Source organism: Sporosarcina sp. P20a (assembly GCF_002743175.1).
GTDB lineage: Bacteria > Bacillota > Bacilli > Bacillales_A > Planococcaceae > Sporosarcina.
The window spans coordinates 204,088-222,913 of sequence record NZ_PDYT01000002.1 but is presented as its reverse complement, the minus strand read 5'-3'; the positions used below and the strand labels follow the sequence as shown (position 1 = coordinate 222,913).

Genomic DNA, 18,826 nt, shown 5'->3' with positions numbered 1-18,826 from the left:
TTTAGCACAGGAGGAATTTCTTTGATTCCAAAACTTGATGAATATAAAAAACAATTTGACATTATGAGTGACGATGAGATTAAACCCGGGTTATATGCGATCGAAGAGGCATTGGCGAGTGTGTTGAACCCCGAGAAAGATTTACGAATTATTCATGTGGCAGGTACGAACGGCAAAGGTTCGACGATTGCGGTCATGGAAGCTGTGTTACAAGCACATGGATTTGAAACAGGCGTATTTTCTTCACCCGCTATACTCGATGTACATGACCAGATTCGAATCAATGGAAAGCCGATTAAACAAAAAGAACTCGAATACGTGTTTGAGGAGATGGAAGCGGCAGGATTGAGTGGTATGCTGACAGACTTTGAATTGCTGACAGTGGCGGCATTTTTAGCGTTCCGTAACGCAGGACCTGATTATGTGTTGCTTGAGACGGGGATGGGTGGCAGATACGACAGCACGAATGTCGTGACGCCTTTAGTATCCGTCATTACGTCGATTGCGCTAGATCATATTGGGTTTCTAGGGGATACAATAGAGAAAATTGCTGAACATAAAGCTGGCATTATTAAGCCATACATTCCTGTCATTATAGGGGAGTTGCCGGTAGAAGCGAAAGAAGTTGTGCTGGCAGAGGCGAAAACGAATAAAAGTTTGGTGCGAGCTTATGGAGAAGAGTTCATGATGGAATCAGGGGAGACTGAGATATTCAGTGGTATGTCTACTTTTGAAATTCCTGTACGAAATATGAAAGGGCCGCATCAGGCAATGAATCATGCAGTGGCATTGGAAGCTTTATCATTGGCGGGGGTACCTTTAAAACAAGACAGTGTCGCTGATGCTATTGCGCATGTTTCACTGCCGTTTAGATTCCAGAAGATTGCCGAGAATGTCTATATAGACGGCGCGCATAATCCAGCAGCGGCTACTATGTTAGTGCGTACAATTGAAGAGCAGTTTCCAGGGGAGAAAGTGGACTGGGTTGTGGGCATGTTGAATACGAAAGATTATAAAGCGACGTTAGAGATATTGGCGCCGCTTGCGAATAGTTTTACGTTTGTTGATTTTCCGCATGAGCAGGCTGCTAAAGCGGGGGATTTGCGGGCTGTTTGTCCTATAGAAGAGGGCCAAATAATTTCATTTGAAGAAGTAGATTTGAAATGTTCGCAAAAACACATAAAAGTAGTCGTTGGCTCTCTTTACTTATTAAGTGGTTTAATGAGACAATAGGCTTAATAGAGTGAGATTTATAGACTGTTAGTTTTATAGTAAGGTATTTAGTTTTAGTAGGTGTAGTAAAATGTGATGATAAATATTATTGGGGGAGGAGTAACGTCATGAAGCGGAAGAATGAGAGAGGCTTTACATTGGTGGAAATACTAGCATCACTAACGATTCTTGGGATTGTTTTCATTAGCTTTATGACGATATTTCCTCAGATGGTGAATGTGAATGAACGGACAGAGACAAAATTGCAGACTATGAATATAGCAAGGAAAGAATTAGTGGATTTAAAGAGAAATTCAACAGTATTAAATGCAAGTACAAAAACAAAAGATAGTTTAGGTCCTGATGATTATGAAATATACAGTATTGAGCGTTCTGATTACGTTCTAGAGGTTGAATGTCATAATGTAGGGAATCAAACATGTAGTGGTGTAGGAAAAAAAGAACCTGAAAGAGTGAGAGAGCTATATAGAATAAATATTAAAATCCTGAAAGAGGAAAAAGTAATTAGTGAAACATTCGGTTATATAGAATTAGATTAGAGGAGGGGATGTCATGAAGAAGAATGAAGAGGGAATGACATTAGTTGAAGTATTAGCAACCCTAACTCTGCTTTCAATAGTGACTGGAATCCTGTGGGCGACTGTTTCAATTGCTTCTCAATTTAATGTATCTGAAACTTCAGTTTTACGATTGCAACAGGAGTCAAATTATATTATTTCTCAACTTCAGCAGACACACCGTCAATGTTATACATATAGATTGACTATTAGTTATGACGAAGTGAAAGTTACTGAATGCATGAAAGATAAGGAGGAGCCACTAGATTCCTACAATGGTGTGATTAGTAATCAGTATCATTACGGACCTAATACGGAGGAAGAATTAATTAATCCTACCAAGGCACCTTACGAACTCTCTGATTTTACTGTGTTCGATTCCATCGTTAATTCGAAAAGACAACCTAGACAAGTTGTAGTATCTACGATTTTATCACGTTATATTACTGAAGATCCAAATAAAACAAATGAAGGGAGTTAACGTGATGCGTCAATCAGAAGATGAACAAGGGTATGCGTTAATTATTGTTTTATTTGTAGTAGTTTTTATTACTATAATAACTGCTGTTTTTATGCGGGGGGCGTTAAGTAATATGACGCAGGAGAAAACCGTGGATGAAAATAACTTAGTAGTTGTATCAGCGGAATCAGGTGTTGAGTATTATACGTGGGAATTGAAAAAAATCTATGACGAAGTTGCGTTAAAAGCTGAATTTAATAGCTTAGAGCGCAAAGCAATTGAGAGAGAAGAATCGCCAATCGACTATTTGTTTATACAAAGTGAGATTGCAAAGAATTTTGAAGGTAAGTTAAATAAGCGTGCGAGTGAGCTTGAATCTGAGACAGCAAAAGCACTAAACAATGTTGATTATAGCCATAAACTGATTACGGCAGACGTGGTTAGAACCATAGAAAAAGGAGATATTATTTTCACTGTAAAAGGTACAGTGAGAGGATACTTGCCTCAAAGTGTGAAGTTACAAGAAAAGGATAAGATATTGGTGTTTGAATTGAGCTATCGATTCCCTAAAGTTGAACTTGCAGGTGGTACCGTACCTGTTGATCCGGGAGTTGTACCACCTTCTGGTGGTAGTCTTGTGATGATGCCATCATTAAAGGAACCAGTAGAACCACTCAGTCCTATGAAGATTATCGGTATACCAAAACAAGGTGTGATTTGTATATCATCTGATAATAAGATTGAAAATAAGAAGTGTGATGTTAACGGTATTAGTGAATCTAGCTACACTATAAAAAAATCTAGTATATATTTAAATAATACATTGAATTCATGGGGAACTATCTCTATAGTAAATTCATTTATGAATATAATTCAAAACTTTACAAGTAAAAATATAGTTATAGAAGATACAGAAGTGGTAGTTGGTAATGATATAACGGCTAATGGCGGTTCTACATCTCTAAATAAAACAAAAATGAAAGCTGTAAATTATACCAATACTGGACAGGATTCAATTGCAAAATTCGATGCAGTCCAAATGGCTTTATCAGGTAATTTAACCATACAAAGAGCGAATATAGAAAAATCAGTTATAAGCACAAAAAATTTAACTATTAATTCTTCCAATAACAAATTTAATAAAACGGATTTAAAAGTAACTAATAGTTACACATCTGGTGGCGTCGTTATAGAGAACTCGAATTTAGATATCGGTGGATCGCTTACTACTAATGGGGACCCTCTATTCCAAGTGAAAGAATCTAATGTTTCGATTTCCGGAGATGTTAGAACAACTAAAGGTTCTGATATAGAAAACTCAATAATAAAAATAGTTGGCAATTTTACTAATAACCATTTGACACTAAAAATAGACGAGTCAGATGTTTATGTAGGTGGAAGTGTTTCTGCTACAAATGGGACTGATTTAGAGGATGTAAATATGGTTGTTATGGGAGACTACAGCTCCTCTCAAATATTTAAGATAGATGATACTAATTTAAGAATTGGTGGAATATTAACGTTGGGTAACGGTGGTGAGATGGAAGATAGCCTGTTAATTGCAAACAGAATTACAAGTGGTAATGCATTAAAGTTAGATGATTCTGTAGTGTATGCAGATTATATAAAATTAGATATTATGAATATGGAAGAATCAAAAGTTTGTGTCAAGGATTTTAATGTTAGAAGCTTGATTATTGATGATGATAGTAATATATACTATTCCAATTCCTCTAATCATAAAAAGAAAAATATCATTAAACTTTCAACTGATGAATTTGAAAAGAAATGCGGCATAATTAGCTCAGATGTACCTAAAGATCCCGCTACTCCTCAAGAAACCGGATCTGTTAAATGGCTGCCACCTGTTTTAGAAAAAGTAACATATTGATCTTCATAAAGAAATGAATGAAAAGGTGATCACCCAAATGAAACCAAAACAATACAACATTAGTCTAGCTTTAGGCGTTCTACTACTGGTCATCTCCGCAGTATTCGCCCAACAAGCATACGCTGGCGACGGCTTCTTCTCAAACTTTAAAAAGTTCAGCAAGCACACGTACGCAGGGCCGTTTGACATATCAAAGCATAATCGTAAAGATGCTAAAGCAAAGCTGGTAAATGATTTTGCAGAGCTTGAACAGAATTTGTCAGTACAACTGATTGTACAAGACCTTCAAGTCGATGTTCCAGCAGAAGTAGTAAGTTTTGATCCAGACGCTACGCTAAACGAGGCAAAAAGTGGCGATGATAATTCATTAGTAGCGAGTGTCTCTCGTGAAGGTTTACGTACTGTCATGAAGCAGAATTTCAATTCACTGACTTTCAGTGAAGACGAAGTGGAGACGATTGCTGCGCAAATAGAAGTTCAGCTACGGAGCGGTATTATGCCACAACAAGTATATGTAGCCAACTATATTCCGGAGTTGTACGAGCAAAAACAAGTGATTGCTTCTGCTGCATATGAAGTGGATGAACTAGCAAAAGGTCTGCATTTATTGATGGAAGACTTGGATGGATTGGAGATTCAGCCGAACTCTTCGTTTTCATTCCGTGAATATTTAGAAGGTAAAGAGTCTGCTAGTGCGACAGATTTACAGATGACGATTATGGCGTCTCTTCTATATAAAGCAGCGTTGCAAACGAATTGGATCATGGATGAACGAAGTATTTCTACTGAATTGCCAGCAGGCGTTGAACCAGGATTCGAAGCGGCGATTAATCGTAAGCTCGATTTGGATTTCCTTTTCACAAATCCTAATCAAACAGTCTTCACGATCCGTACGGATTGGACAGGTTCTCAATTGGAGCTGTCGATTGAAGGTCTACCATTTGTGCATAGCTACGATACTGAAGTGGAAAAAATCACAAAGTATGATCCTAAAACGGTTATTCGTTATAGCGCCTTTGTAAATGCGGGTGTGATAGAAGTAGTGGATAAAGGTAAGAAAGGCATGGAGGTTGCGGTTAAACGTAATGTTCTGCTGAATGGTTCTTTGGAAGAAATTGAAGATGTATCGATTGATTTCTATGCACCTCAACCAGTTATCGAGCGTCATAGTTTAGAAAAAGTAGTAGAGAAAGTTCCTGATAGTAATGTGGATAGTAATTCTGGCAATACGGAAGGCAACAATTCAGGTAATGGCCCGACTGATACTCCATCTAATTCATCTAACGGAAATTCTAGTAATGGAAATGGTTCCTCGTCTTCGAATGGTGGCGGATCGGGTAGCAATGGTTCAGGGTCATCTACTGGTAGCGGATCAGGCAATATTGGCTCTTCTTCAGGACCTGGAACGAGCAGCAGTGGATCATCTGGCGCCGGATCATCGAATGGAAGTGGTTCAAGTAACTCGAACGGTTCCGGTGAAAAAGATGACGTAAACTATGATTATGACAAAGGTGGAAATCTGATTAAAGTCGACAAGAATGGTAATCCAATCGATTGATAAAGGGGGATTCAGATGGCGACAACTAGAAAACGTCTTGGAGATTTATTAATAGAGTCTGGTTTGCTGACGGATGAGCAGTTGATGAGTACATTGAAGGAAAAGTCTCGAGATGAGCGACTTGGGGATGCGTTATTGCAGCGTGGGTATATTACGGAGCAGCAGTTAATTGAAGTGTTGGAGTTCCAACTCGGAATTCCGCACGTCAATTTATTCCGTTATCCTTTTGATCCGAAGTTGTTTAACATTGTACCTAAAGGGTTAGCGCAGCAAAAAATGATTGTTCCGTTGAAAAAAGATGGAGATAAATTATTTGTCGCGATGGCGGACCCAATGGATTACAATACAATTGAAGATTTACGACTTTCCACAGGGTTTCATATAGAAGCCGCGATTGCCTCAAAAGATGATATTACACGAACGATCACTAGATATTATGATGATGCATTATTTGATGACTTGTTGTTTGAAGAACCAGAAATGACTGCAAGTCAGATGGAGCAACAAGATGATATTGTAGACAATGATTCTCCTGTTGTGCGTCTAGTGAACCAAATTATTTCTAGTGCGGTGTCTATGAAGTCCAGTGATATTCATATTGATCCTCAAGAACATCAAGTCATCATCCGTTTTAGAATTGACGGGAAGTTGCAGACGGAACGAGTTTTACCAAAGCATATGCAGTCCATGTTACTTGCACGGATTAAAATTATGGGGAATTTGAACATTACCGAATCTCGCATGCCTCAGGATGGTCGTATTAAAGTAATGATTGATTTCCGTCCAATTGATTTGCGGTTATCGACTTTGCCGACAGTCTTTGGTGAGAAAGTCGTTATGCGTATCTTGGACTTGAGCAGCTCGTTAAACGACATGACAAAGCTTGGTTTTGGGCCAACGAATCTAGAGCGTTTTCTCGAAGAAATCGAGAAGCCAAATGGTATCGTTCTGATATCTGGTCCAACGGGTTCTGGTAAGTCATCTACGTTATATGCAGCTTTGAATCGATTGAATAGCGAAGAGGTAAATATTATTACGATTGAAGATCCTGTGGAGTATCAATTGGAAGGAATTAATCAAATTCAAGTGAATTCCAATGTAGGGTTAACATTTGCGACAGGGTTACGTTCTATTTTACGGCAAGATCCTGACGTGGTAATGGTCGGGGAAATTCGGGATAAAGAGACGGTGGAAATCGCGATACGTGCTTCATTGACTGGACACTTAGTTTTAAGCACAATCCACACGAATGACTCGGTTGCCTCTATATCACGATTGCTTGATATGGGTGTGGAGCCTTTCCTGTTGACAGCTTCTTTGAATGCGATTGTAGCTCAACGATTAATTCGTCGTGTTTGTCGGGACTGCGGTACTATTCAACAGGCAACCGATCGTGAAAAAGAGATTTTTGCTAGACGTGGGAAAACGATAGAAACGATCCATCGCGGTACAGGTTGTTCTGCATGTAATATGACTGGTTATCGCGGAAGGATTGCGATACATGAAGTATTGATTATTAATGCTGAATTGCGTGACGCCATTAATGGCGGAGCAGCACCTACAGTATTCCGTGAGATTGCAGAGAGAAGTGAAACGATATTCCTGATAGACGATGGTTTGGAAAAAGTGGAGCAAGGCATTACAACTACTGAAGAAGTGTTGAGAGTAGCCTTGTTAGATTAGGAGTGTTTGCCGTGACGGAAAGAATTGATCAATTACTTACTGAAGCCTTTAAAATCAAAGCATCCGATATTCACTTAACTATAGGAGTGCCGCCAATTTTTCGAGTACATGGTGACTTGAAACGTTTTGGTGAAACCGTTATGACTGAAGAAGACACAAAAGAAATTGCCTATCAGACGATTCCTGAAAAGATGATTCCTGCTTTTAAAGAAGCTGGACAGATTGACTATTCTTATGAAATCGCTGGCATTTCACGTTTCCGTGTCAACGCATTCCAACAGCGTGGTGCGATTTCATTGGCATTTCGGACGATTCCTACAAAAATTCCTACGATCGATGATTTGAATATGCCGGGAACGTTGAAGAGTTTATCTGATACAGCACAAGGACTAATCTTAGTAACGGGGCCTACAGGTTCAGGTAAGTCCACAACACTTGCGGCGATGATTCGTTATATGAATGAAACAATGCGAAAGCATATTATTACATTGGAAGATCCGATTGAGTATATGCATGCGCACGGTTCTTCTATTATTGATCAGCGTGAAGTTGGTTTTGATACGCTGTCGTTTGCGGACGGCTTGCGTGCTGCATTGCGCCAAGACCCGGATGTGATATTAGTAGGTGAGATGCGCGACTTAGAGACAATTTCTACAGCGATCACTGCTGCAGAAACTGGCCACTTAGTCCTTGCAACTTTACATACATGGAGTGCCGCATCTACGATTGATAGAATCATAGACGTATTTCCTCATGGTCAGCAGGCGCAAATTCGTGTGCAGTTGGCTGGCGTTTTGAAAGCCGTCGTTTCCCAACGTTTATTCCAGACGATGGATAAGCAAGGAAGACGCGCAGCAACGGAGATTATGATAAATAATCCTGCTGTGTCGAACTTGATACGATCTGAGAAGATTCACCAGATTCCGAACGTCATTCAGACAAGCCGTGCGCAGGGGATGCATATGATGGATCACTCGGTAAAGAATTTAATGGATCAGAGAATCATTTCGTATGAAGCGGCATTGCCGTTTTTGCAAGGGGATGATTAAAAGTGGCTCGTTTTACATATGAAGGGCGAGATGCTAAAGCGATTCGTCGCGGTACCGTAACCGCGACGAACAAACGAGATGCAGCTATCAAACTTAAAGGGCAAGGTATTCGTGTAGTGAGTCTTGTGGAACAGAAAGAGACGGTCTTGACGAAAGACATAACAATCGGTAGTCCGGTTAAGCGAGATCAGTTGATCATGTTCTTGCGACAGTTTTCTACTCTTCTACAAGCGGGGGTTACGATTGTGGATGCGGTTAGGATTTTGTCCGCACAAGTTGAGCAGGCTTCGTTTCGGAAGATCTTGACTTCGATTCAGGAAGATTTACGTACAGGAACACCGTTATCCATAGCTTTTGGCAAACATCCTAAAGTTTTCGAACCATTAATTTTGAATATGGTAGCGGCTGGAGAAGTTTCAGGAACAGTGGATGAATCTCTGGATCAATTAGCGGAGCATTTCGAGAAAGCGTATCGCACGAGACAAAAAGTTACGTCTGCGATGGCATATCCAGTAGTCGTTGGGATTATAGCTGTTGCAGTAGTTATTTTTCTATTATGGTTTGTTGTGCCAATGTTTGTCGACATGTTTGATAGTGTTGGCGGACAATTACCGTGGCTAACTCGCGCTGTTATGGCGGCTAGTGGATGGATTGAAAACTACTGGTACTTGTTAATTCTAATTGTTTCAGCGATTGCCGTAGGTTATATCTTAGTCCGTAATAATCCAAAAGGGAAATATATTCTTGATACCATATTGTTGAAATTACCTATATTCGGTAGCATTGCGCAAAAATCTTCACTTGCAATGATGACTCGTACATTAAGTTCTATGTTCTCAAGCTCTGTGCCAATTTTACAGGCATTAACAATGACGGAAAGAGTCGTGGGGAATGAAGTTATTTCAAAAGTAATTGGTGAGTCTAGAGTATCAATGGAACGCGGTGGATCGCTAACTGAACCTATGTTAAACCACTGGGCATTTCCACCGTTAATACCTCATATGATCGCAATAGGGGAAGAGACTGGTTCTTTAGACTCCATGTTAGGAAAAGTTGCTGATTTTTATGAGAAAGAAGTAGAAGCAGCAACAGACCGCTTAAAAGCTTTAATAGAGCCTTTAATGATTGTTTTCCTCGCAGCCATAGTCGGGACTATAGTTTTGGCAATCATGTTGCCGATGTTTAGTATGTTTGAACAGATAGATAGTTTGTAACAGAAATAACAAATGTTATCTATAATTTTTATTTAATTCAATAAAACTAGTGTTATTTTCCTAATACCTCTGATATACTAGATTTATAGAGTAAGAAAAAACAAGAGGAGGAAATTATATGAAAAAGTTTATGCAGAAGAAATTAAATCAAAAAGGTTTGACGCTTGTCGAGTTACTAGCAGTTATCGTTATTTTGGGGATTATTGCTGCGATTGCGGTGCCAGCTATTGGGAACATTATTACGAATTCGAAGGTAAGTGCTTTGAAGGCTGATGGGCAAAATGCTTTATCTGCTGCTAATATTTATTTTGCTGAAACGACTACTGCTACAGCTAACACAGTTACAACAACTGTATTAAAAGATGAAGGTTACTTAGAGGATGCAGGGGGCTTTAAAGATTCTGATGCAACTATAACTAAAGGGACTGGAGAAGTTACAACTACAACTATAAATGGTACTTCTACAAACGGTAATGTATCTGTGAAATTCGAGGAAGCTTCAGCTGCAGATATTAATGCAGCTAATAATAAAACTGGTGGCACCAATGTTGTCGTCAGTCGCTAATATGTAAATATATAGTAAGCCGAAACTATTATTAGACTCTGCAGAGATTATTCTCTTCAGAGTCTTTTTTGAAATATAGGCATTCGTATGTGTAAAAATCCAATTGAAGTATATATACAATTAATTAAGTTGTGAAAGAAGTGCTAATGTATTAAAACAATTTTCAGTAATTATGTGATGATACTCGTAGAAATACTTGAAGTGATATTGGCTTTTGGTATTATTGCAGCAATCGCTATTCTCTCCATTTCCGACATTACGGAAAACGCTAGTGTTAAATGTAAGAGAACTAATGCTGTGTTATTAATTAACATTCAAACATACTTTTTATGGAAAATATCTTGATTTATCTACAAATCCTGTTGGAATGACAATGTTAATAAATCGTAGTTAACTTCAAGATATGAATTTAGGTAATGACATATTTGGGCTTGTCGAAGCGAAATTATCCTCGATCTGTAGTAAAGAGATTACGATGAAAAATTAAGTAGAACCTTCGTAAAGCAATATTCGATATAATTAAGTACAGTAGAAAATCTACAAAAGTATGAATGGAAGGATGTGGTGATTTACCCGCGGTATCAGGTAATTCACTACAGTGCCTTATATTTCGTCAGCTTTCCCTACCAATCTTTCTTTCTCCCACCACATTTGCTATACTTACCATAACTAGTTCACTAGGAAAAAATCACCAAACACCATGAGTTTCTCGTCTGGAAGGAGTTCGTTCATGTCTATTTTAGCTAATTTAAAACGCCCGCTTTCCAAACTTTCTATTCCAACATTCAGCCGTAAAAAGCGTGTTTATTCGTTAACTTTGGACGATGATGCGATTCGGTACGTACGAATAAAGTCCTTGGATCCAATCGTACTAGATATAGCAAAAGAGATGCTGCTACCGGAACACGTTATCCAAGAAGGCCGAATAGCTGAAGAAGACATGCTACGGGACGTCTTGACGGAGGTTGTAAAAGATTGGAATCTTGCGAAGCGTGACGTGGCGTTTCTGGCGCCTGATACATATGTCATTATCCGACGTGTTGCATATCCAGATACGGTGGGGGATGAAGAGCTGAAAAGCCATTTCTTTATCGAGATTGGTTCGACGATTTATTTGCCGTTTGATGATCCGGTATTTGATGTCGTTCCTTATACAGCGAATAACGTGCAGAATGAAGCGATTTTGATTGCGTCGAAAGAAAGTATTATCCAGACGTATGAGGAAGTGCTGAAGTCAGTAAAGCTGGAGCCGGTTGTGGCGGATATCGCACCGCTCTCCCTGTATCGTCTGGCACATCATGTGCATCAATTTGAGGGGACTGAACATATTCTCCTGGCTGATTTGCGTGGGCGTAGTTTGACGGTGTCTATTTTCTATTCCCATTATCCTTTGTTCATTCGCTCGATGGAGCTTGAGTTGCCCCTTAGTATGTCGACAGGCGAAGAGTTGGAGCAACGGGTTGAGCCACTTACGATTGTCATGGAGCTCGAGAAGCTTGCAAACTTCTATCGCTTTAATTTGGCGGAAAATGATTCGACTATTACTCATCTAGTGTGGAATGGAACCTATTTACAACAAGAGGAATTATTGCAGATGGTACGAGAACGTTTAGCGATCGAAGCACTTCCCTTAGTGAAGGAGCCGATTAGTTGTGTGGACGGAACTGCTATTACTGCGGATTTCCACCGAGTTATTGGTCTCGCGCTGAAGGAAGAGGTGTAATACGCGTATGTTAGTCGATATAAATCTACTGCCGGAGAAGATCCGGGAGAAGACCACTTTTCTATGGATAGCGATTGCCATTCTTTTAGTCGCTTTCATTAGTTGGGGTGTGCTTTATTTCTTCGCTCAAAAATATGATGATGAAGCTCAAAATTTACAACAATCTACATTTGAAATACAGAAACAACAAGAAGGTATTACGTCCCAAATGCGTTTGTCCGCATTTGGTCAAGAAAAAGAACAGTTAGCTGCCACGGTGGAGTTTCTGAAGGGGCATCAATATAAAACGCAACCTCTTATAGAAGATCTTTCTAAAGCATTACCTGATCGAGGGTTTTTCCAAGAGCTAACGTTCACTGCACCAAACGAAGTGACTTTGAAAGTACAATTTGATGATTTGATGGAGCCTGCGCTCTATTTAACTCGAATGAAAGCTTCTTCGTTAGTAATTGATGCGACGTTTGAAGGAATTGAGACGGGAAAATTAGATATTAAAGAACGCGAGAATGTCATGCCTAGATATTTCGCTACCTATTTCATTCAGTTTGTGGATGACCGTGCGCTACCAGGTACAGATGCAGATGTAGACCCAAATGCGATTGAAGCGCCGCAAGAGGAAGCCTCACCTGCTGAAGAACAACCGCAGCAACTTGCACCTGAAGAACCGCAACCTCCTGTAGATGCGAATACGGAAGGAGGCGATACAGTTGAGTAAGTATCTATCTAAACGTCAGATGGAAATCGGTTTGGTCGTATTGGCCTCGATTTTCCTTATTGCACTTGTCTACTACACGGTAACGAACGTCTACTTGCCAGCGAAAGAAACAAAGGATCAGACAGCGGCTCAGTTTGCTTCAGAACGTGATGTGTTGTTTTCATTACAAAAACAATTGGCGAATAAAGATCCGAATGAAACGGTAACGTCTGCGCCACTTCAAAAAGTCGTGCCTGTTATTCCGTTAGAAGATGCATTGTTGATTCGTCTAGAGAAGGCGGAAGTAAAGTCTAATAGTCGTATAGAGGGAATTAATTTTTCTAAAGAAGTATTCGATATAGAATTATTGCCTGAAAACGTACAAAATCTTGAAACGGTGTTGATGGAAGTAACACTCGCTGCAGATACGTATAAGCAAGTGGATACGTTCATTTACGAGATTGAAGAAATGATTCGGATCATGAATGTAGAGACAATCCAATTTGAAGCGACTGCCGAAAAAACGGAAGAGGAATCCGATGTGGATGAAATGAAAGTCGTCATTTCGTTTAACGCGTACTTCCGTCCGGATCTTGTCAATTTGCAAAATGAGGCGCCTAAAGTAGATGCGCCGCCACCAGCGTCTAAATTCGATCCAACGACAATCAATAAAATGATAGGTACCGAGAAAGCGGAGTAAGGAGGTAATCCATGGAATGGCTTTATAGTATATTTTTCTTCCTTTATGGTATTACGTTCGGCTCGTTCTTTAACGTCGTCGGCATGCGTGTGCCCTTAAAGGAATCCATCGTGTCGCCTCCTTCTCACTGTACGACGTGTGATCGAAATTTGACGGCGGTTGATCTGGTGCCAGTTTTCTCATATGTGTTCTTGCGCGGCAAGTGCCGAGGGTGTAAAGAGAAAATCAGTGCTCTTTATCCCGCGATGGAGTTGATCACGGGTGGGTTGTTCGTTTATGCGTACTTGCACTTCGGATTTCAGTGGGAGCTCGTTGTAGCGTTATTGTTTATTTCGATGTTGGTTATTTTAACAGTATCTGATCTAAAGTATATGTTGATTCCGAATAAAATTTTGTTGCCGTTTGGTATCGCAATTTTCATTTTGCGCTTCGTTAGTCCGCTGACGCCATGGTGGGATGGTTTGCTTGGAGCGGCAGTTGGGTTTGGTTTGTTGCTGTTGATTGCAGTCGTGTCGAACGGCGGTATGGGCGGTGGCGATATTAAGTTGTTCTTCGTTATCGGTTTAGTGCTCGGGACTATGCAGACGTTAGTGACACTGTTTCTCGCTTCATTAATTGGCGCGATTGTCGGACTGATCTTCTTAAAAAGGACGAAGCAAGGACGTAAGACGCCTGTGCCATTTGGTCCTTCGATTGCGGTCGCTGCACTCATTGCCTATTTCTACGGTGCGCAGCTTGTCAGTTGGTATACAGGTTTGTTGAACTAAATCGGTAAATGTTTATGGACGAGACGACAACAGTCTCGTCTTTTTTTACGTTCATTTTGGTAAGGTGGAAGAAAACTAGTGGAGTGATGGAATGAATTTCCGCAGGACGTATTCAAAGAACATTGTGATTCGGGCGTTAGTGCAAGGAGTGGCGATCGGCTTGGTCGCGGTGCTAGTGATCGGGCTAACGATATCGACTACTGGAGGGAAAGAAGATAAGGCGAAAGAGACGGTGGCGACAACCGGGCCGAAGACAGAGGAGAAGGGAGGGGCGGTTGAAGGTGGAGATACGATGTTCGTCAAGCAACATGGCGTGTTTTCTAGTCAGGAAGCAGCGACGGATTTCGTGGCAGAGAATCCGGGTCTCGCAAGTACGGCTGTCGTGCCAGCAGGCGGACAGTTCTACGTTTGGGGGGCCGTATGGCTAAAAGAGAGCGATGTTGTTTTGAATGAAGGTGAAGATGCGTTCAAGAAGAGAATTACGGTCGTACCGGGCACTTGCAAGTCTGCAGATGCCAATGAAGTGAAAAAAGCATTGCTCGCTGAAGATTTATCAAAAATTGAATTGTCCAAGGATGGCAAAGATGCGAAGAAAGGCGGAGACTTTACGAAGAAAGTGACTGCCATCACTGCGTTTACAAAGGATTCCTCTGTCGCGAGATTGCATCTGTTGGCACACTATTCGAACCAAGACCCATGCTTCAAAATTCAATTTTGACCCAAAATACGGGGGGGGAATTGAATTTCGCCCTTTTTTCAAATCGTGTAGAATAGCGTACACTATGAAAAAGGAGGTTGTTCCAATGAAATTTATCAGTCTAAAACCTATCGTCCTCGCATCTTCTTCGCCGAGACGTAAAGAACTATTGCAGCTTGCAGGAATTGATTTCACGGTGAGACCTAGTGATGTAGATGAAGATATGCCATTTACACCGGAAGAGCCATATGAGTATGCGGTTCGATTATCGGAGCGAAAGGCGCTTGCGGTAATTGAATCAGAACAGGAAATCATCATTGCAGCAGATACGATTGTTGTGAAAGACGGCAGAGTATTCCCGAAGCCGGAAGATGACGCGCAAGCCATTGATTTTTTGATGGAGCTGTCTGGTGAATTGCATGAAGTGATTACAGGTGTGACGATCCTAGCGAACGGTAAAACGATTCAGTTTGCTGGTTTGTCTCAAGTGAAGTTTAGGCAACTCGATGAAGAGCTTGTTCGTGCCTATGTAAAATCAGGAGATACTTCAGATAAAGCAGGGGCGTACGGCATTCAAACGCAAGGAATGTTGTTTGTAGAAAATATGGTAGGTGATTATCAAAACATCGTAGGGTTGCCGATCAGTGATCTAGTCAACCGCATGCGTCAAGAAGGGTTGCTGATTGTAGAAGGCGGTGGAGCGTAATGCCTCTTGATCTGGCACCGCAGATGATGATCCGCGATGTGCATATCGCCGACAGGCCCCGTGAGCGTTTGATACGGGAAGGGGCGAGCAGTTTATCTAATCAGGAGTTGATGGCGATCCTGTTGCGCTCTGGCTCCCGCTCAGAGTCTGTTCTCGTACTCGCCAACCGTGTCTTGTCGACGATCGACCGTTTACAAGATTTGAAAGAGCTGACGGTAGACGAGATGACGAAGATTAAAGGGATTGGTGAGGCGAAGGCGGTGCAGTTATTAGCCGCAGCAGAACTCGGCAAGCGATTGTATCGGACGGCACCACATGAACGGTATAAGATCCGTTCACCTGAAGATGCCGCGAATTATTTGATGACGGATATGTCGTCGTTAAACCAAGAACATTTTGTAGTGTTATTTTTGAATGTGAAAAATGAAGTGTTACATAAGCAGACAATTTTCATTGGCAGTTTGAATTCATCTATCGTCCATCCGCGTGAAGTGTTCCGTGAAGCGTTTAAACGCTCGGCTGCATCGATGATTATTTCGCATAATCATCCGAGTGGTGATACTACACCTTCAAGAGAAGATATCGAGGTGACGAAACGACTTATGGAAGCGGGTCAGATCATGGGTGTGGATGTACTGGATCATATCATCATCGGTGATCAGAAATTTATCAGTTTAAAAGACAAAGGCTACATCTAAAAGCATGGATTTTGTCGCGAAAAAGTGGAGAGACTGGGAAATCAGTCTCTTTTTCGATGTTTTTTGCAAACTAGCCGGGTGACACTGTAAATTAAGTTACCTTTCCGTTATAATGTGGTGTATGCTTTTAAGAACACCGATGAAGGTTTTATAGAAAGGGAGAATTGACTTGTTTGGTTTCAGATCAAGAAACGTAGGAATTGACTTGGGGACAGCCAATACTCTAGTTTTCATTAAAGATAAAGGTATTGTGCTTAGGGAGCCTTCTGTCGTAGCGAAAAATACGACGACTGGTGAAATCGTTGCGGTAGGTAGTGAAGCCCATGCAATGATTGGACGTACACCGAGTTCCGTCGTGGCCATTCGCCCCATGCGAGAAGGAGTTATTGCAGATTTTGAAACAACAACTGCCATGATTCGTCATTATTTAAAAGAAGCGCTAAAATCAGCAGGAACTTCATGGACGAAGCCGACTGTTATGGTTTGTGTGCCATATGGTATTACATCTGTTGAGCAACGCGCAGTACTCGATGCTGCACGTCAAGCGGGTGCGAAAGAAGCGTATACGATTGAAGAACCTTTTGCGGCTGCTATCGGTGCGGATTTGCCAGTATGGGAACCAACCGGCAGTATGGTCGTCGATATAGGTGGAGGTACGACGGAAGTGGCAATTATTTCTCTAGGCGGCATCGTGACGAGTACTTCGATCCGTGTAGGTGGAGATTCCATGGATTCGGCTATCATAACGTATATCCGTAAAGAATATAAATTGATGATAGGTGAACGTACTGCTGAAAACATCAAAATGCAAATTGGTTCGGCGTTCGATTTGGAGAAAACGGAAAAGATGGATATCCACGGTCGGGACTTATTGACAGGTCTGCCGAAAACGATGGAGATTAATTCACAAGAAATCACGAAAGCATTGCGTGAGCCGATGGATTTGATTATTGAAGGTATGAGAAAGACGCTTGAGCAGACACCACCTGAATTGGCGTCAGACGTCATGGAGCGTGGAATTGTCTTAACGGGTGGTGGTTCATTACTTCGTAACCTCGATAAAGCTATTTCTGAAGAAACAAAAATGCCTGCATACGTAGCAGGAGACACGCTTGACTGTGTAGCAATTGGAACGGGTAAGGCTTTGGATAATTTAGAACTCATTAAGAAAATTCAATCATAATATTAATTGGAGGAGATGTAGGCAATGCCGCGTTTTTTTTCCAATAAACGATTAATCATTTTATTAGTAGGAGTAATCGTCCTTGTGGCATTAATTGCATTTTCACTTCGCGACCGAAATCATGCAAATGTTCCGGAACAAGCAGTGAAGGATGTCGTAGGTTTCGGGCAGTCGCTCGTTACGAAACCAGCCCACTTTGTGACGGGACTTATTGAAAATATTGATACGATGCTTAATACATACGAAGAAAACAAACGATTAAAAGAGCGTCTGGAAACGTATGCCGCCATGCAAGCGGAGTTAGTGGATGTCAAAGCGAATAATGTGAAGCTACGGGGAATCATTGGTAAGCAAGAGGATCTGCGCGCATTTGAGCCGATTCAGTCCACGGTGATCTCCCGTAATCCCGATCAATGGGAAGAGAAGATCATCATCGACAAAGGAACAACAGCTGGAGTGGACGTCAATATGGCGGTCATGACAGCGCAAGGCTTGATAGGGAAAGTCATTTTGTCGACTCCATTCACGTCCACAGTCGAATTGATTTCGACGGAAAATAGCGATTTCCGTGTGGCGGCGATGGTAGTTGGCGAAGAGGAAATGTTTGGCTTGATCGAAGGATACGACCGAACTTCTGGTCAGTTGATCATGAAGCGGCTAGATTCAAGTTTCAATGTAAAAAAAGGAATGCAAGTCATATCTTCAGGTCTCGGAGGAATCTTCCCGAAAGGTATTTTAATAGGGGAAGTAACTGAAGTTTCCACGGATGACTATGGCCTGACCAAACTAGCGTATATAAAACCAGCAGCTACTTTTTCACAACTAGATCATGTGATGATCGCGAAGCGTACGATGACAGTGGTTGATGGGACCGACGGAGGCAACTCCGCAGATACACAAGGGGACGGTGAGTCATGATCCGATTCATCATTCCTTTAATTGTTGTCCTGTTATTTTTCCTGGAACCTATTTTCAGTCTGTTTTCACCAATTGAAATAAACGGTGATTTATATATCATGGTGCCCAGGTTCCTAATTGTCTATTTAATTTTCATTGCGACGTATTATAATAGTAAGCGAGCGATTATTTACGGATTTGTCCTCGGACTGTTGTATGATATGTATCATATTGATATTATTGGATTATACACATTCATGTATCCGCTGATTTGTTATGTTGCCGCGTTGGTAATTCGACAAATTGAGCGTCATATCGTGACGGTTATGGTATTATCAGTAGTAATGATTGTGTTACTGGAATTGTTGTCGTACTTTTTTGCTAGTGTGATTGCGTTAACGTCTATTGACTTCGGCGAATTCTTCACGAGTCGACTCGTTCCGACAATGATTGCTAATTCATTATTTATCGTGATGTTCGGCTATATGTTCAAACAGATTACAGAGAAAAGATTTTTTCAAAAACAAGCAGGTTTTTAAGTATTGTGAGGT

19 protein-coding genes are annotated in these 18,826 nt (G+C 41.0%); all 19 read left to right on the top strand.

Annotated elements, in window-relative coordinates:
- Positions 1–21 precede the first annotated feature (21 nt).
- The 19 genes from CSV72_RS04510 (at position 22) to mreD (ending at position 18,814) form a co-directional block, all read left to right on the top strand.
- Complete coding sequence (locus tag CSV72_RS04510) at positions 22–1,233, top strand: bifunctional folylpolyglutamate synthase/dihydrofolate synthase (RefSeq protein WP_099677319.1); 1,212 nt, start codon at positions 22–24, stop codon at positions 1,231–1,233.
- A gap of 107 nt (positions 1,234–1,340) precedes the next feature.
- A complete protein-coding gene (locus tag CSV72_RS04505) occupies positions 1,341–1,772 on the top strand; it encodes a PulJ/GspJ family protein (RefSeq protein WP_099677318.1) in 432 nt (143 codons plus the stop codon).
- 13 nt (positions 1,773–1,785) lie between these two features.
- Positions 1,786–2,271, top strand: a complete 486-nt coding sequence (locus CSV72_RS04500; protein WP_099677317.1) for a PilW family protein — start codon at positions 1,786–1,788, stop codon at positions 2,269–2,271.
- Between the two features lie 4 nt (positions 2,272–2,275).
- The gene (locus CSV72_RS04495) at positions 2,276–4,141 is read left to right on the top strand and encodes an autotransporter outer membrane beta-barrel domain-containing protein (RefSeq protein WP_099677316.1); all 1,866 of its coding nucleotides are present in this window, start codon (positions 2,276–2,278) and stop codon (positions 4,139–4,141) included.
- Between the two features lie 37 nt (positions 4,142–4,178).
- Positions 4,179–5,699: a VanW family protein gene (locus CSV72_RS04490; protein ID WP_099677315.1), complete on the top strand. Its 1,521-nt coding sequence runs from the start codon at positions 4,179–4,181 to the stop codon at positions 5,697–5,699.
- Positions 5,700–5,714: 15 nt separating this feature from the next.
- Positions 5,715–7,382, top strand: a complete 1,668-nt coding sequence (locus CSV72_RS04485) for a GspE/PulE family protein (protein ID WP_099677314.1) — start codon at positions 5,715–5,717, stop codon at positions 7,380–7,382.
- 11 nt (positions 7,383–7,393) lie between these two features.
- Entirely contained in the window at positions 7,394–8,431 is a 1,038-nt protein-coding gene (locus CSV72_RS04480) for a type IV pilus twitching motility protein PilT (protein ID WP_099677313.1), read from the top strand.
- A 2-nt stretch (positions 8,432–8,433) separates the two neighbouring features.
- Positions 8,434–9,645, top strand: a complete 1,212-nt coding sequence (locus CSV72_RS04475; RefSeq protein ID WP_099677312.1) for a type II secretion system F family protein — start codon at positions 8,434–8,436, stop codon at positions 9,643–9,645.
- Between the two features lie 118 nt (positions 9,646–9,763).
- Positions 9,764–10,210, top strand: a complete 447-nt coding sequence (locus CSV72_RS04470) for a type II secretion system protein (protein WP_099677311.1) — start codon at positions 9,764–9,766, stop codon at positions 10,208–10,210.
- Between the two features lie 730 nt (positions 10,211–10,940).
- Positions 10,941–11,933 carry a type IV pilus biogenesis protein PilM gene (gene pilM, locus CSV72_RS04465; RefSeq protein WP_099677310.1) on the top strand — a complete coding sequence of 331 codons (993 nt, stop codon included), beginning with the start codon at positions 10,941–10,943 and terminating at the stop codon, positions 11,931–11,933.
- 7 nt (positions 11,934–11,940) lie between these two features.
- Positions 11,941–12,648 carry a PilN domain-containing protein gene (locus tag CSV72_RS04460; RefSeq protein ID WP_099677309.1) on the top strand — a complete coding sequence of 236 codons (708 nt, stop codon included), beginning with the start codon at positions 11,941–11,943 and terminating at the stop codon, positions 12,646–12,648.
- Positions 12,641–13,327, top strand: coding sequence for a pilus assembly protein PilO (locus CSV72_RS04455; protein WP_099677308.1), 687 nt, complete (start codon positions 12,641–12,643; stop codon positions 13,325–13,327). The genes CSV72_RS04460 and CSV72_RS04455 overlap by 8 nt, the downstream gene beginning before the upstream one ends.
- 11 nt (positions 13,328–13,338) lie before the next feature.
- Entirely contained in the window at positions 13,339–14,094 is a 756-nt protein-coding gene (locus CSV72_RS04450; protein ID WP_099677307.1) for a prepilin peptidase, read from the top strand.
- Between the two features lie 91 nt (positions 14,095–14,185).
- Positions 14,186–14,812 (top strand): hypothetical protein, encoded by a 627-nt coding sequence (locus CSV72_RS04445; protein WP_099677306.1) that lies wholly within the window; start codon positions 14,186–14,188, stop codon positions 14,810–14,812.
- Between the two features lie 85 nt (positions 14,813–14,897).
- Positions 14,898–15,497, top strand: coding sequence for a Maf family protein (locus tag CSV72_RS04440; protein WP_099677305.1), 600 nt, complete (start codon positions 14,898–14,900; stop codon positions 15,495–15,497).
- A complete protein-coding gene (gene radC / locus CSV72_RS04435) occupies positions 15,497–16,195 on the top strand; it encodes a RadC family protein (RefSeq protein ID WP_085131030.1) in 699 nt (232 codons plus the stop codon). Before CSV72_RS04440 ends, radC begins: the two co-directional genes overlap by 1 nt.
- Positions 16,196–16,364: 169 nt before the next feature.
- Positions 16,365–17,378: a rod shape-determining protein gene (locus CSV72_RS04430; RefSeq protein WP_099677304.1), complete on the top strand. Its 1,014-nt coding sequence runs from the start codon at positions 16,365–16,367 to the stop codon at positions 17,376–17,378.
- A gap of 24 nt (positions 17,379–17,402) precedes the next feature.
- On the top strand, positions 17,403–18,296 hold the full coding sequence (gene mreC, locus CSV72_RS04425; RefSeq protein ID WP_099677303.1) for a rod shape-determining protein MreC: 894 nt from the start codon (positions 17,403–17,405) through the stop codon (positions 18,294–18,296).
- On the top strand, positions 18,293–18,814 hold the full coding sequence (gene mreD / locus CSV72_RS04420; RefSeq protein ID WP_099677302.1) for a rod shape-determining protein MreD: 522 nt from the start codon (positions 18,293–18,295) through the stop codon (positions 18,812–18,814). The genes mreC and mreD overlap by 4 nt, the downstream gene beginning before the upstream one ends.
- The last annotated feature ends 12 nt before the right edge of the window (positions 18,815–18,826 follow it).

What these genes read in the sequence shown, in the direction of transcription:
- CSV72_RS04505 (WP_099677318.1), top strand. Translation starts at nt 1,341, where the DNA reads ATGAAGCGGAAGAATGAGAGAGGCTTTACATTGGTGGAAATACTAGCA.
- CSV72_RS04500 (WP_099677317.1), top strand. Translation starts at nt 1,786, where the DNA reads ATGAAGAAGAATGAAGAGGGAATGACATTAGTTGAAGTATTAGCAACC.
- CSV72_RS04495 (WP_099677316.1), top strand. Translation starts at nt 2,276, where the DNA reads ATGCGTCAATCAGAAGATGAACAAGGGTATGCGTTAATTATTGTTTTA.
- CSV72_RS04490 (WP_099677315.1), top strand. Translation starts at nt 4,179, where the DNA reads ATGAAACCAAAACAATACAACATTAGTCTAGCTTTAGGCGTTCTACTA.
- CSV72_RS04485 (WP_099677314.1), top strand. Translation starts at nt 5,715, where the DNA reads ATGGCGACAACTAGAAAACGTCTTGGAGATTTATTAATAGAGTCTGGT.
- CSV72_RS04470 (WP_099677311.1), top strand. Translation starts at nt 9,764, where the DNA reads ATGAAAAAGTTTATGCAGAAGAAATTAAATCAAAAAGGTTTGACGCTT.
- pilM (WP_099677310.1), top strand. Translation starts at nt 10,941, where the DNA reads ATGTCTATTTTAGCTAATTTAAAACGCCCGCTTTCCAAACTTTCTATT.
- CSV72_RS04460 (WP_099677309.1), top strand. Translation starts at nt 11,941, where the DNA reads ATGTTAGTCGATATAAATCTACTGCCGGAGAAGATCCGGGAGAAGACC.
- CSV72_RS04450 (WP_099677307.1), top strand. Translation starts at nt 13,339, where the DNA reads ATGGAATGGCTTTATAGTATATTTTTCTTCCTTTATGGTATTACGTTC.
- CSV72_RS04445 (WP_099677306.1), top strand. Translation starts at nt 14,186, where the DNA reads ATGAATTTCCGCAGGACGTATTCAAAGAACATTGTGATTCGGGCGTTA.
- CSV72_RS04440 (WP_099677305.1), top strand. Translation starts at nt 14,898, where the DNA reads ATGAAATTTATCAGTCTAAAACCTATCGTCCTCGCATCTTCTTCGCCG.
- radC (WP_085131030.1), top strand. Translation starts at nt 15,497, where the DNA reads ATGCCTCTTGATCTGGCACCGCAGATGATGATCCGCGATGTGCATATC.
- mreC (WP_099677303.1), top strand. Translation starts at nt 17,403, where the DNA reads ATGCCGCGTTTTTTTTCCAATAAACGATTAATCATTTTATTAGTAGGA.
- mreD (WP_099677302.1), top strand. Translation starts at nt 18,293, where the DNA reads ATGATCCGATTCATCATTCCTTTAATTGTTGTCCTGTTATTTTTCCTG.